Source organism: Candidatus Methanoperedens sp. (assembly GCA_027460525.1).
Classification (GTDB): Archaea; Halobacteriota; Methanosarcinia; order Methanosarcinales; family Methanoperedenaceae; genus Methanoperedens.
This window is the reverse complement of sequence record JAPZAS010000036.1, coordinates 102,285-114,748: the sequence shown is the minus strand read 5'-3', so window position 1 is coordinate 114,748 and position 12,464 is coordinate 102,285. Positions and strand designations below refer to the sequence as shown.

The 12,464-nt window shown below is 47.9% G+C and carries 14 protein-coding genes; 6 read left to right on the top strand and 8 right to left on the bottom strand.

What is annotated here, in order from left to right:
* From ribB to O8C68_13545, 5 genes are read right to left on the bottom strand one after another with little or no spacing between them, the layout of a single operon-like run.
* A complete protein-coding gene (gene ribB / locus O8C68_13565; GenBank protein ID MCZ7396820.1) occupies positions 1 to 687 on the bottom strand; it encodes a 3,4-dihydroxy-2-butanone-4-phosphate synthase in 687 nt (228 codons plus the stop codon).
* A complete protein-coding gene (locus O8C68_13560) occupies positions 684 to 1,331 on the bottom strand; it encodes a winged helix-turn-helix domain-containing protein/riboflavin kinase (GenBank protein MCZ7396819.1) in 648 nt (215 codons plus the stop codon). Before O8C68_13560 ends, ribB begins: the two co-directional genes overlap by 4 nt.
* 57 nt (positions 1,332 to 1,388) lie before the next feature.
* Entirely contained in the window at positions 1,389 to 2,195 is an 807-nt protein-coding gene (gene pheA, locus O8C68_13555) for a prephenate dehydratase (GenBank protein ID MCZ7396818.1), read from the bottom strand.
* Positions 2,196 to 2,235: 40 nt separating this feature from the next.
* On the bottom strand, positions 2,236 to 2,955 hold the full coding sequence (locus tag O8C68_13550; GenBank protein ID MCZ7396817.1) for a hypothetical protein: 720 nt from the start codon (positions 2,953 to 2,955) through the stop codon (positions 2,236 to 2,238).
* Positions 2,948 to 3,685 (bottom strand): AAA family ATPase, encoded by a 738-nt coding sequence (locus tag O8C68_13545; GenBank protein ID MCZ7396816.1) that lies wholly within the window; start codon positions 3,683 to 3,685, stop codon positions 2,948 to 2,950. Before O8C68_13545 ends, O8C68_13550 begins: the two co-directional genes overlap by 8 nt.
* Before the next feature lie 156 nt (positions 3,686 to 3,841).
* On the opposite strand from O8C68_13545, the gene O8C68_13540 reads away from it, so the two are divergent.
* Entirely contained in the window at positions 3,842 to 4,735 is an 894-nt protein-coding gene (locus tag O8C68_13540) for a presenilin family intramembrane aspartyl protease (GenBank protein ID MCZ7396815.1), read from the top strand.
* 135 nt (positions 4,736 to 4,870) lie between these two features.
* Here the strand turns inward: O8C68_13540 and glnA are convergent, their stop codons facing one another.
* Genes glnA through O8C68_13525 form a run of 3 tightly spaced genes read right to left on the bottom strand, consistent with a single transcriptional unit; the run spans position 4,871 to position 8,014 of the window.
* The gene (gene glnA, locus O8C68_13535; GenBank protein MCZ7396814.1) at positions 4,871 to 6,316 is read right to left on the bottom strand and encodes a type I glutamate--ammonia ligase; all 1,446 of its coding nucleotides are present in this window, start codon (positions 6,314 to 6,316) and stop codon (positions 4,871 to 4,873) included.
* 47 nt (positions 6,317 to 6,363) lie between these two features.
* Positions 6,364 to 6,702: a P-II family nitrogen regulator gene (locus O8C68_13530; GenBank protein MCZ7396813.1), complete on the bottom strand. Its 339-nt coding sequence runs from the start codon at positions 6,700 to 6,702 to the stop codon at positions 6,364 to 6,366.
* A gap of 10 nt (positions 6,703 to 6,712) precedes the next feature.
* Complete coding sequence (locus tag O8C68_13525; GenBank protein MCZ7396812.1) at positions 6,713 to 8,014, bottom strand: ammonium transporter; 1,302 nt, start codon at positions 8,012 to 8,014, stop codon at positions 6,713 to 6,715.
* A 159-nt stretch (positions 8,015 to 8,173) separates the two neighbouring features.
* Here O8C68_13525 and cfbC point away from each other — a divergent pair, with 159 nt between their 5' ends.
* The 5 genes from cfbC (at position 8,174) to O8C68_13500 (ending at position 12,459) form a co-directional block, all read left to right on the top strand.
* Entirely contained in the window at positions 8,174 to 8,998 is an 825-nt protein-coding gene (gene cfbC / locus O8C68_13520; GenBank protein ID MCZ7396811.1) for a Ni-sirohydrochlorin a,c-diamide reductive cyclase ATP-dependent reductase subunit, read from the top strand.
* Positions 8,999 to 9,002: 4 nt separating this feature from the next.
* A complete protein-coding gene (locus O8C68_13515; GenBank protein MCZ7396810.1) occupies positions 9,003 to 9,320 on the top strand; it encodes a P-II family nitrogen regulator in 318 nt (105 codons plus the stop codon).
* A gap of 8 nt (positions 9,321 to 9,328) precedes the next feature.
* Entirely contained in the window at positions 9,329 to 9,685 is a 357-nt protein-coding gene (locus O8C68_13510) for a P-II family nitrogen regulator (GenBank protein MCZ7396809.1), read from the top strand.
* 86 nt (positions 9,686 to 9,771) lie between these two features.
* Positions 9,772 to 11,142, top strand: coding sequence for a nitrogenase component I subunit alpha (locus tag O8C68_13505; GenBank protein ID MCZ7396808.1), 1,371 nt, complete (start codon positions 9,772 to 9,774; stop codon positions 11,140 to 11,142).
* A complete protein-coding gene (locus tag O8C68_13500; GenBank protein ID MCZ7396807.1) occupies positions 11,143 to 12,459 on the top strand; it encodes a nitrogenase molybdenum-iron protein subunit beta in 1,317 nt (438 codons plus the stop codon).
* The last annotated feature ends 5 nt before the right edge of the window (positions 12,460 to 12,464 follow it).

Here is a 12,464-nt window from a genome sequence, read left to right as displayed (position 1 = left end):
CTATAGAAAATTTTTTCCCTCTATAAAAGGCATATTATGACGGATAGAATACCTTTTGGCATCCTCCTTTGAAAGGGCATATCCTGTTTTTTCATCAAGCATCTCGCATACCACCATTGAAGGGGATATACCGGCCCTTAATGCTAATTCGATGGACAGCTCGGTCTGACCGCACCGCTCATTTAAAAGGCCTGACGCTGCACGAAGCAGCGCTACATGTCCCGGAGACCTGAATTCCCTGCCAAAATCAATACTTTCTCCGTTCAAGACCTTCTTCACAGCCTCACCTATCTTATTGATTGTAAGAGACCTATCGTTATCCGTTATACCGGTAAAAGTGCCCCTGTAGTTTACCCAGAGGGAGAAGGAGGAGCGTGAATCGTATGGTATATCCCCTTTCTTCTCGATAAGTGTACGCAGGGACTTATGACCGTTCAAACAGACGCTTCTTAGGATTTCAGACATGAAGGGCAGTCCCAGCTTTTCAGCCGCAGCGCTATGTATTGCAACGCATATCAGTCCACCGCCGTCGCGGCGCATGCGGGCAATATCCTGTGGAGCGGCGCTAAGTGCTGGTATTACCAGATCGGTTTCACCTTCCCTTTCCTCGGCGTCGAACAGGAGTATCATTCTGCCGTTGCGCAGAGCTTTGATTGCTTTTTCAATAACAGGCGCATTGCCGCTCATCCTGTTACCTCCACGGCTACCGTGCTTCCATCCACCACATTTAAATACTGTCTGAGATTCACAGGTGCAATTACCTCAATTATATCCTCAGGATAATGCGTTCGCTCGGGAAGGATTACCGCCCCTTTAATATCGGAAATCCTGACATTAAAGCATGAGCCTCTTCCAAATGTCCTGTTCAGGTTCTTAAATCCTGAAATTTTGATATGTGCGCTTATTCTTTTTCTAAGCTCAATGCTCTGCGGATCGAGTTTTATATTCAACGTGCCCGGGAATGGTTCGAAGCCGAGTTTTTCCCTGAACTGCGTCCTGTATCCTTCCAGAGAAATGTAATACTGACCTTCTCCCAGCCCCGTGATCACCTTTCCGTTCAGGATTTTAATTGCTCCATTCCCTGAAAATATATTCTGGTAATCATTTAATTCCTTTTGCAACGCCGCAAGACCATTTTTTGTTATGGATATCAGTTGTCCGTTATGTAAAATCCGCCTCGTGATGAGCTTTTCCTCTTCAAGGCTTTTGAACCTTCTTGCTGCGGTTTGCTGGCTTGAATGTATATGCGATGCAAATTCAATCGATGACAGCGCCACAGGCTTATTATGCGCGCCGAGAAGCGCAAGTTTTTTCAAAGACTGTATATCCATAGTCCACTCATTTTTGGGATGCTACTCAATTATGGATTTACTGAGGGATAAAACTTTTCATCGAGCCGCAGGATACGAGCCCAGCATTTTTAACATCCCGACTTTACTCTTCACCTGGTCAAGCGTATCTTTTATCATCCTGTCTTCGATATGCCCTTTCAGGTCTATGTAAAAAAGGTAATCCCCGAGTACTTTCTTTGTTGGGCGGGATTCGATTTTTGTTAAATCAATCCCTCTTTTTGCAAATTCCCCGAGAATCTCGTAGAGTGCTCCCGGTCTATTTTTTTCAAGGTACACGATAATTGATGTCTTATCATTACCAGTTGCATGAGGCGTAGCCTTCCCTATCACGATGAATCGGGTGAAGTTCTCGTTCATATCCTGTATATCTTCATCCAGTATTTCCAGACCATATATTTGGGCTGATTCCCTGGATGCAATGGCTGCGATATGCTTTGCTTCTGAAGCCAGCTTTGCAGCCTGGGATGTGCTTAATGTTGAACGCACTTCTATATTCCTGAAATTCTTTTTAATGTATTTTTTGCACTGGGATAGAGCCTGTGGAATCGACATGAGAATTTTTAAGTCCGCAAGCTTGCCTTTTGAAAGAAGACAGTGTCTAACCTGGACTATTACCTCGCCTGCTATTTTCAACTGCCGTTCCATAAGAAGGTCAAGAGTGAGCGTAACCGAACCCTCCAAGGAATTCTCAATCGGAACAATGCTGTAATCCACCTCATTGCCCCGAAGCGCATCTACAGTATCGAATATATCATCGTAATATCGCAGCTCTGCCCTGTCATTCCACTGTTTTGCGGCTTTTTCTGAGAAGGAGCCCTCTGGTCCTAAAGTCCCGATTATCATCGCTCTATATATTGAAGGTTAAAAGAAATAGTTTGTTGCATCATACCTGCAATTTTAAAATTAAATATATCAATAGTGATGAAAGAAATATGATTATAGCAAACATTAAGACTATCATTCCAAACAGGACGGGCGCCTTGAGTGAAAAGACCTCCTCCCATGATTTATTTTTGAAACTCTGCCATTCGATATCGTTCTTTCCCTTTACCTTACCGTTTATCGGCACTACATAATTCATCGTGGTCTGTATGGCTACCTCGGTCTGTCCATCGCATGCCCCTGAAATTGCGGTATAAATTATAGTCGAATTCCTCTGAGGTATCCTGTTGTTTAAACTCCGGAGTGCTTTTATAAATCGCTCAAGCATGTTGTCATACGACATCATTGCATTGAGGTTGTCGATCACGATAAGGCAAGTGCCGCATCTGTCAAGCTTTTCATCAATCGACCTGGAGAGACAACCGTAATCAGTGGGTGACGTGCAGCAGAGCACATTCTCTTTCTCCCGTTTTAATCCCATCGTCTGGCTTATCATGTCTATATACTGGAGGTTGGGAATGGCAATACCATACGAGTTAAGCTTTTTCTCTACCTCCTCTGGAGAGTGCTGGTAGCAGACCCACACAACGCCGTTAATAACTGTGTTTTTTGAGGATTTGTAAACCATGCTGTAGAGCTGCTCCTCAGAGGATGGCGTAAGTGATGCTGTGAGCAATACGCTCCCTTTCAACATGATATCGTCAAAAAACTTATCATCCATGCATATCACTGAGCATTACATTGTACCTGTTATACACCACTATTCCCCTGTCTGTGAAGTCATACTGCCGTATCTCCCTCATGTGCTTACTCCAGCGCATCTTGGCAACCTGAATTACAGGTACTATCTCACTCAGGTCGGCTGACTGTACCCTGCGCAGCACAATAAGTCCGTCAGCCGCGTACTCAACTATGCCATACTTCGATGAGTCTGAGTTCACATCAGTTTCGGCTGTTATCAGTGCTGAAGAGCCGTTATCCGAAATTATCGTAAATAGGTTGAGCAGCCTGCTTCGGCTTTCGAATTGGCTCTTGCAGAGCATGAGGAAGTCCGTGACCGAGTCTATTATCACGACCTCCATCTTGATCTCGTTTACCACGCGCGGCAACTCATCGAGGTATTCGGAAACAAGATGCATCTCTCCACCCCTCTGCATGAGTTGAACCGGAGGTATCTGCATGAGCACGAGCTGTTTGCTCGTGATGAACTGCGAAAAGTCCCAGCCATAGCTCTGTGAATACCGCATCAGCTCTTCCACCCTGTGGTTCGCCGAGATATAGAGGCACGTCCTGCCGCTGCTCAAGGATGCATGGAGAAACTGAAGTGAAAAAATAGTCTTGCCGCTTCCCGGAGGCCCGACCGCTGCTACAATACTGCCGTGATTTATACCGCCATCAAGCATCTCATCCAGCCCGCTAATCCCAGTACTGAGTTTGACTCCTGCTTCCATACATTACACTATATTATTCTAATTGCTATATACTTTATGTTTCATTTGAGTGGCGTTTTTAGGGAAAATCGGTGTGGCATCCCTAAGGATTTGGATTTCAGAAAAATCAAATCATGTAGCAAACTTTTAAAGCCTTCCCCGATATTATAAGCGGAGATTAATTTGAAAATAACGAAATATATACCATTCATAGGCATGGCGTTCTTGCTTTTTCTCGTCCAGTTAATTGCGGTTGCCCTGAGCGAACCTTTTGAGGTAAACGACATAAAGGCATTTTCCAACCCGGAAGCCACAAGCAATGTTCTATGGTGGGTTGCTATCATCCTCGTTTTTACTGTCTTTATATTGATAATTGTTAAGATGAACAAAAAATGGATAATACAGGCATTTATCCTCTTTACCGTATTTTCAACCTTAAACTATGTTTTTTTTGCAATATTCTCTATGTTTTTACCTCTGGAAATAAACATTTTCTTGACCATCGCGCTTTCAATAGCTCTGACTATTTTCCTCTATAAATTCCCGGAATGGTATGTTGTAGATATAACAGGCGTGATAATCGGCGCCGGGGCAGCCTCGATTTTCGGTATATCACTTGCTATTATTCCGACATTGCTTTTACTTGTTCTGCTGGCTGTTTACGATTATATCGCAGTCTATAGAACAAAACACATGATTGCGCTTGCCGAAGGTGTAATGGATTTGAGGCTTCCGATTTTACTGGTAATACCAAAGCACTGGAGTTATTCTTTTCTTACAGATAAGTTCGATAAAGAAGAACGGGAAGCCTTCTTCATGGGACTCGGTGATGTGGTAATGCCCACAATACTTGTAATTTCAGCAAACACTTTTAGGGCTGGTTCCATCCCGCTCCTCGGAGCTGTGAATATTCCAGCGGTCGGCGCCATGCTTGGAACTTTCGTGGGATTCTCTATACTTATGGTATTGGTAATAAAAGGTAAACCCCAGGCAGGTCTTCCCTTCCTGAACGGAGGGGCTATCCTGGGATATGTGGCAGGGAGCCTGATTACAGGTTCACCTATACTGTAGAGGATTTCGGTTAAGGTCAATAGGAAGCCAAATTAAATAGTAACTTCGATGAACTCACATCTTATACGCATATCATATGATGTGGATAAAAGGACATCTCCAGCATGTCTTCGATCATGCTGGAATGGAACTGAATTATATATCGAAGTACTGGTAGAACTCGTACGGCGTTGGTCTTATCGAGTTCTGCTTGTATTCCTCGGATTTGAGCTCTATCCACATATCGATGGCATCACCCGGGAAGATCGGCTCAAGGAATTTCCTGTCCGACTCAAGCTCACCAAGTGCCTCAAGCAGCGAGCCCGGGCACTCCTTGATTCCCATCTGCTTCCTCCGCTCAGGCGTGAGGTGGTAGATGTTCTCGTCGCACGGGTCCCCGGGGTCGGTCTTTCTCTTGATGCCGTCAAGCCCTGCTGCAGTGAGTGCTGCAAACGCATAGTAGGTATTGCAGCTCGTATCAGGCGGTCTGAACTCGATCCTCTTCGGAGCCTCTTTGCCCTTCTCGTACACAGGTACCCTTATGCTTGCCGAGCGGTTGCGCTTGCTCCATGCGATATAGACAGGAGCCTCGTAGCCAGGAACAAGCCTCTTGTACGAGTTTGTGGTGGGTGAGGTGATGGCGCACAGTGCCCTTGAATGCTCCATCAGTCCGCCGATGTAGTAGCGGCAGGTCTGCGATATTTCAGCGTATTCGTCGTCAGGGTCATAGAAGGTGTTCCTCCCTTTCTTCCAGAGCGACTGGTGGATGTGCATGCCAGAGGCATTGTCTCCGAATATCGGCTTGGGCATGAAGGTGGCGACCATTTTCATATTGTATGCCACGTTCTTGACCACGTTCTTGTACGTGAGCACGTTATCAGCCATCTTCGTGAGCGTGTCGTACTTCATGTCGATCTCGCACTGTCCTGCGGTCGCTACCTCGTGGTGGTGCGCATCGCAGATTATGCCGAAGTAGTCGTAGAGCTGCCCTGTTACCTCGCTGCGGTATTCCTGCAGAGTGTCCTGTGGGGGTGCAGGATAGTAGCCTTCCTTGAACCGGATCGGGTGGTTTATGCCGCTCGCTTGCGACCAGGGGGCTTCTTTTGATTCGATTTCATATCCTGTGCCAGACCAGGCATCGCGTGCCGTGGAGAAGCTTGGATACATCCTGAACGAGTCGAACACGAAGAACTCAAGCTCAGGTCCCCAGTATGAGAGGTCAAAACCCGCTTTGTTTACAGCCTGCTCTGCCCTCTGTGCTATGTGCCTGGGGTCGCGTGAGAATCGCGGTCCTCCGAAGGCATCGTAGAGGTCGCATATCAGGCGTATCGTCCTGTGCGGCGTGTTGTCGGTCCATGGGAGGATGCCGCAGGTACTCGGGTCTGGGAACATCCTCATATCAGACTCGAAGATGGCCTTAAAGCCCTTGATGGAAGAGCCGTCCAGCTTTCCTATGCCGTCTGTGAAATCCTCTTCTTTCAATGTGTATGAAGGGATCGTGATGTGCTGTATGTAGCCCGGGATGTCCATGAACTGGAGGTCTACCCATTTTACTGTCTTTTCTTTTATGAATTCCAGAAGCTTTTGAGGTGTTGTCGTCATTATATCTTCTCCTATAACGTTTTTTTAAGAAACCTCAGGAAGCCATGTTATATGGCTTCCTTTCCCCGTTCGCCTGTGCTAACTCGCACAACGTCCTCAACAGGATATATGAAAATCTTGCCGTCTCCATTCTGTCCTGTTCTGGCGGCTTTGGTTATCGTCGTTATCGCTGTTTCCACATCCTTGTCGTCCACTATTATATCCAGCTTGAGCTTGGGCAGGAAATCCACACAGTATTCGCCTGCACGCCACTGAAGGCACACACCTTTCTGGCGTCCGCGTCCCTGTACTTCTGCCATAGTCATGCCCAGGATACCTTTTTCTTCAAGCGCTTTACGAACGTCGTCAAGCTTTTCAGGTCGTATTATTGCTTCAATTTTCTTCATCTTTTTCACCTCACGAATAAGCCTTCTCTGCATGTTGAGATATATCTAAACCTATGGATTCCTCTTCATCGGTGACTCGCAATCCCATGGTCGCGTCGATAATCTTTGCAAGGATGACCGTCATAACAAAAGCGTACACCCATGTCACACCGACTGCAATTAACTGCGTCGTAAGCTGTCCGGGATTTCCATAGAGCAAGCCATTTGCACCTGCGGAATTTACAGCAACGGTGGCAAATATGCCCGTGGCTATAGCGCCCCAGGTTCCGCCCAGACCGTGGCATGCCCAGACGTCAAGGGAATCATCTACGTTCTGTTTGCTCCTGAAGAGCATAGCATAGTAACTGATGACGGCTGCCACCACTCCTATCACTATTGCTGCCATCGGAGTAACGAAACCTGAAGCAGGCGTAATCGCTACCAGACCCACAACACCGCCGGTGGCTGCACCCAGAACACTCGGTCTCTTGTGGTACCAGCTAAGGAGTATCCACATCAATGCCGCTGCTGCTGCTGCTGTATTGGTTACCACAAAGGCGCTTGTTGCAAGTCCGTTGCTTGCTACTGCGCTTCCGCCGTTGAACCCGAACCAGCCGAACCACAGGAGTGCGGCGCCAAGAACAACCATCGGGATGTTGTGCGGCTCCATCGGATGCTTTCCATAACCCTTACGCGAGCCTATCACAAAGGCAATTGCAAGAGCTGAAACTCCAGAGCTGATGTGCACAACCGTGCCCCCTGCGAAATCAAGCGCACCCAAATTGTGAAGCCAGCCTCCAGCACCCCATACCCAGTGTGCTATCGGGTCGTACACAAGAGTTGCCCAGAGCAGGGAGAACACCATGAAGGCACTGAACTTTATGCGATCAACGAATGCACCGGAAATGAGTGCTACTGTAATTATGGCAAACATCGCCTGGAATATCATATATGCCAGCGCAGGAATGGTTGCCGCATAGTCAGCGTTTGGCGTCTGACCTACGCCATTGAGTCCTAACCAGGCAAGGCTGCCAATCACACCATGCACGTCAGGACCAAAGGCAAGGCTGTAGCCAAATAACACCCACTGGACGCTTATTAATGCAAGAATCGTAAGGCTAAACATTATCGTTGAGAGGGCGTTTTTCTTTCGCACCATCCCCCCGTAGAACAAGCCCAGAGCGGGGGTCATTATCATTACGAGCGCTGAACTCGCAAGAACCCATGCAGTGTCGCCGCTATCTACTTTAGGTGCTTCCGCTGCCAGAGCAGGTACAGAAAGCAGTAGAAGAACCATTATTACCGACCAGTATATCGATTTTTTAAGTCTCATTTTCATTATCCTCCTATGATGCCTCATTAAAGGCATACGGCTATCCAAGGGACATCTAATATTATATAAAGTTTATCATAATCAACATCTTTATACTGAAAATCTTTATATATAATTAGGTCACCAGTGGACTACCGTTATAAAAAAAATAGGAGGAACATGAGGCAGATTGCAATATACGGAAAAGGTGGAATCGGTAAGTCCACCACCACACAGAACCTTACCGCTGCACTTGCTTCGTTCGGTAAGAAGGTGATGCAGATAGGGTGCGACCCGAAGGCAGATTCAACGAGGATGCTCCTTTGGGGAAAAGTGCAGGCAACGGTACTGGACACCATGCGTGACAATGGCCCAGCCGGTGTAACTCTTGATGTTGTCCAGCACACAGGCTTCGGCGGGATAAAGTGCGTCGAGGCAGGAGGTCCTGAGCCAGGCGTTGGATGCGCAGGACGCGGTGTTATCACGGCAATAAAACTGCTGGAGGAACTGGGAGCATACAATGAAGACTTCGATTTCGTCTTCTACGATGTGCTTGGAGACGTGGTATGCGGTGGCTTTGCAATGCCAATACGCGAAGGCTACGCCAAAGAGATCTACATCGTTGCAAGCGGGGAACTCATGGCTCTCTACGCAGCCAACAACATCTGCAAGGGCATAGTGAAATTCGCAGAGAACGGCGATGCTCGCCTTGGAGGCATAATATGCAACTCCCGCAATGTGGACAATGAACTGGAACTGCTTACCGAATTCTCAAAAAAGATAGGCTCTCATTTGATACAGTTCGTGCCACGGGACAATATTGTCCAGCGCGCTGAGATCAACCGGAAAACTGTGATAGATTTTGACCCCGCATGCAAGCAGGCCGAGGTTTATCGTTCTCTTGCAAAGAACATTATCGAGAACAGGAATTTCGTGATACCAAAACCAATGGCGATGCAGGAGCTTGAGGACATGATGGTCGAATTCGGTATTGTGGAGAGGTGAGAACATGAAGATGATACGTGCAATAATCAGACCAAACAAGGAAGAAAAAGTCGTGGAGCACCTGGAAAAAGAGGGGTTTTATTCCCTCACAAAGATGAATGTTTTCGGGCGTGGCAAACAGAAGGGAATCAGGGTAGGGACGGTATGTTACGATGAACTGCCCAAGGTGATGCTGATGCTTGTTGTGAATGACGAGGACGTCCCAAAGGCTGTGAACGTTATCCAGAACAGCGCTCGCACCGGGAATATCGGCGACGGCAAGATCTTCGTGACCGATGTTTCAGAGGCTTACACTGTGAGGACTGGAGAATCAGGATTATAGGTGAGATCATGAAGGAAGTTATCGCCATAATACGAAGACATAAAATACAGGAAACCAAGGCAGGTCTTCTGGGTATTGGTGTTCCTGCCCTTACGATGATAAGCGTTGAGGGCAGGGGAAAACAGCGCGGTTTGATCGAACCTGATGATGAGATGAACGAGGCAAAAATGGAAACTAAACTCCAGTTCATTCCTAAGAGGATGATATATACAGTGGTCGAGGACAGCGATGTCCCAAAAGTCGTTGAGACATTAATAAGGACAAACCAGACCGGGCAGATTGGAGACGGAAAGATCTTCGTATGCCCTGTCGAGGACGCTGTAAGAGTGAGAACAGGAGAGATAGGAGAACAGGCTTTGAAGTGAAAACAAATCGTAGGTATACAGACAACAAATCTGCGTTTATCTGCGTTCATCTGCGGTTAAAAATTTACTAAAAAAGGAGAAAAGAAATGACAACAATTTTACCTGAATGCGACATCCCCATACCACAGCGCCGACCGCATATTGTTTGCCATGAGCCCGGGAACATCATATTGCCCATGTGCAATATCCAGACAGTGCCGGGTGACATGACCGAGCGCGGCTGCACGTTTGCGGGGTGCAGGGGCGTAGTGGGAGGTCCCGTGAAGGATGTAATTCAGCTGGTGCACGGTCCGATAGGATGCGCTTATTATACGTGGGGCACGCGCAGGAACCTTTCAGATGTAAAGCTGCACAGGAAGTACTGCTTCAGTACAGACCTGACCGAAGAAAGCGTGATATACGGAGGTGCAAAAAAGCTATTAAAATCCATTATAGAGGCGCATGAACTGTTTCCCGAAGCCAAGGCAGTTTTTGTGTATTCCACATGCGTGGTCGGACTCATAGGCGACGATACCGAAGCTATATGCAAGCAGGCCCAGGAAAAGATCGGAATACCCGTTGTGCCTTTCCATTGCGAGGGCTTCAGGGGCGTGAGCCAGTCCCTTGGACACCACATCGCCAACCGAACGCTGTTTGAGAAAGTGGTTGGAACAAAGGAGCCCGAGACCACCACGCCTTACGACATGTGCATAATCGGGGAATTCAACATCGACGGCGATGCCTGGATAGTCAAGCCGCTGTTTGAAAGAATGGGTGTTAGAGTCCTTTCCGTGTTTACAGGGAATGCCTCGTATGCTGATCTGCCGCCAATGCATCGTGCGAAATTGAATATAGTGCAGTGCCAAAGGTCGTCCACCTATATCGCCAAAATGATACAGGACAAGTACAACATTCCATACATCAACGTATCCCTGTTCGGCATGAAGCAAACGGCAGAAGCCCTTCGCGATGTCGGGAAATTCTTCCACCTTGAAGAAAACGCGGATAAGGTGATAGCAGAGGAGCTTGCAAAATATCAGAAGAATATCGATTATTACAGAAAGAGGCTTGAAGGCAAGAAGTGCTTCATATACCAGGGTGCGCCTCGTGCATGGCACTGGATTGAGCCGATGAGGGAACTGGGCATCGAGACCATCCTTACAGCAACTACCTTCGGGCACAAGGACGATTACGAGAAGATCATGTCAAAGGCAAAGCCAGGACATATCTGCATTGATAACCCGAATGCCCTTGAGATCGAGGAATACCTGGTCAAGCTCAGGCCCGATTTCTTTATCGGGGGCTTGAAGGAGAAATACCTGACATACAAGCTCGGCATACCCTTTATCAACGGTCATTCCTACGAAGAAGGACCGTATGCGGGATTTGAGGGATTCGTGAACTTTGCAAGGGACATCGACGTTGCGGTCAACAGCCCTGTATGGAAGTTCATAAACAAGCCCCTGGAGGTGAGCTAAATGGCACGAAGCGTTACTATCAATCCTCCCAAGATGTGTCAGCCCATGGGTGCAATACTCGCCTACATGGGAGTGCACGGCTGCGTCCCGCTGGTGCACGGCTCTCAGGGATGCAGCACCTACCCACGCTACAATATCGCCCGGCATTTCAGGGAATCTGCTGAGGTTGCTGTCTCCTCGTTGGCTGAAGATGCCGCTGTTTATGGTGGAGCCAAGAACCTGACAGAAGCCATAAAGAACATCAAGTCCAGGCTGAACCCGGTTGCCATTGGTATCTGTACCACGTGCATGAGCGAGACGATAGGCGATGATGTGAAATTGATCGCAAAGAAGGCGCTGGCTGATGATACGATGAAGATATTCCCCGCGTCCACGCCAAGCTATGTTGGCACGCATCTCACAGGATATGACAATGCCCTCAGGACGCTTGTGGAAACACTGGCAGTAAAGGGTGAACCTAACAATAAGGTAAACATTATCACGGGCATAATCAATCCCGGCGATATCAGGGAGTTAAAGAACATGCTGCGCTTAATGAATGTGCAAAGCATCTTCCTGTCAGATATCTCCGAAACCCTTGATACTCCCATATTGCCAGGCGGACATAAACCAATGCTCCCTGATGGCGGAACAAAGATTGCCGACATCGCAGACTCGGCGAACTCGCTTGGTACCATAGCGATATGCAGGACAGCAGGCTCTGCTGCCGTATATCTTAAAAACAAGTTCAACGTCCCCGCAGTGCTTGACCCTGCGCCAATCGGCGTTGCAAACACGGACAGGTTCGTGCAGAATATAAGCCGTTTGAGTAAAGCGCCAATCCCGAATGAAATTGTGATCGAACGCGGGCGCCTGATAGACAGCATGGTGGACGTGCATCACTACATGTTTGGCAGAAAGGTTGCGATATTCGGCGATCCTGATCTTGTGTCTGCTATCGTTAGGTTCTGCGCAGAAGCCGGGATGAACCCCACAGTAGCGATGACCGCAACGAAGCATAAGGACTTTGCCCCGGACATCAAAGCGGTGAACGGCGAATATAAGGCCGATACGCAGATTCTTGAAGGCACTGACCTGTATGAATTCCACGAGGTTGTAAAAACCCACGGCGCTGAGCTGATACTTGGCAACTCCAAGGGAAAGGACATAGCGGATGATGAGGGCGTTCCTTTAGTGCGCTTCGGGTTCCCCGTGTACGACCGCGTGGGCGTGTATCGCTATTCCATCATGGGCTACAACGGCTCAATCTACCTGCTTGACCAGATGACGAACGCCATACTGGGGCACAAGTACGACCCCAACAAACTGCATCAGTGAGGTGA

Bases quoted from the DNA above. Each gene is read 5' to 3' on its own strand.
- O8C68_13510 (MCZ7396809.1), top strand. From the start codon at position 9,329: ATGAAGGAAGTTATCGCCATAATACGAAGACATAAAATACAGGAAACC.
- O8C68_13560 (MCZ7396819.1), bottom strand. From the start codon at position 1,331: ATGGATATACAGTCTTTGAAAAAACTTGCGCTTCTCGGCGCGCATAAT.
- pheA (MCZ7396818.1), bottom strand. From the start codon at position 2,195: ATGATAATCGGGACTTTAGGACCAGAGGGCTCCTTCTCAGAAAAAGCC.
- O8C68_13500 (MCZ7396807.1), top strand. From the start codon at position 11,143: ATGGCACGAAGCGTTACTATCAATCCTCCCAAGATGTGTCAGCCCATG.
- O8C68_13550 (MCZ7396817.1), bottom strand. From the start codon at position 2,955: ATGGATGATAAGTTTTTTGACGATATCATGTTGAAAGGGAGCGTATTG.
- O8C68_13525 (MCZ7396812.1), bottom strand. From the start codon at position 8,014: ATGAGACTTAAAAAATCGATATACTGGTCGGTAATAATGGTTCTTCTA.
- glnA (MCZ7396814.1), bottom strand. From the start codon at position 6,316: ATGACGACAACACCTCAAAAGCTTCTGGAATTCATAAAAGAAAAGACA.
- O8C68_13515 (MCZ7396810.1), top strand. From the start codon at position 9,003: ATGAAGATGATACGTGCAATAATCAGACCAAACAAGGAAGAAAAAGTC.
- ribB (MCZ7396820.1), bottom strand. From the start codon at position 687: ATGAGCGGCAATGCGCCTGTTATTGAAAAAGCAATCAAAGCTCTGCGC.
- O8C68_13530 (MCZ7396813.1), bottom strand. From the start codon at position 6,702: ATGAAGAAAATTGAAGCAATAATACGACCTGAAAAGCTTGACGACGTT.
- O8C68_13545 (MCZ7396816.1), bottom strand. From the start codon at position 3,685: ATGGAAGCAGGAGTCAAACTCAGTACTGGGATTAGCGGGCTGGATGAG.
- cfbC (MCZ7396811.1), top strand. From the start codon at position 8,174: ATGAGGCAGATTGCAATATACGGAAAAGGTGGAATCGGTAAGTCCACC.
- O8C68_13505 (MCZ7396808.1), top strand. From the start codon at position 9,772: ATGACAACAATTTTACCTGAATGCGACATCCCCATACCACAGCGCCGA.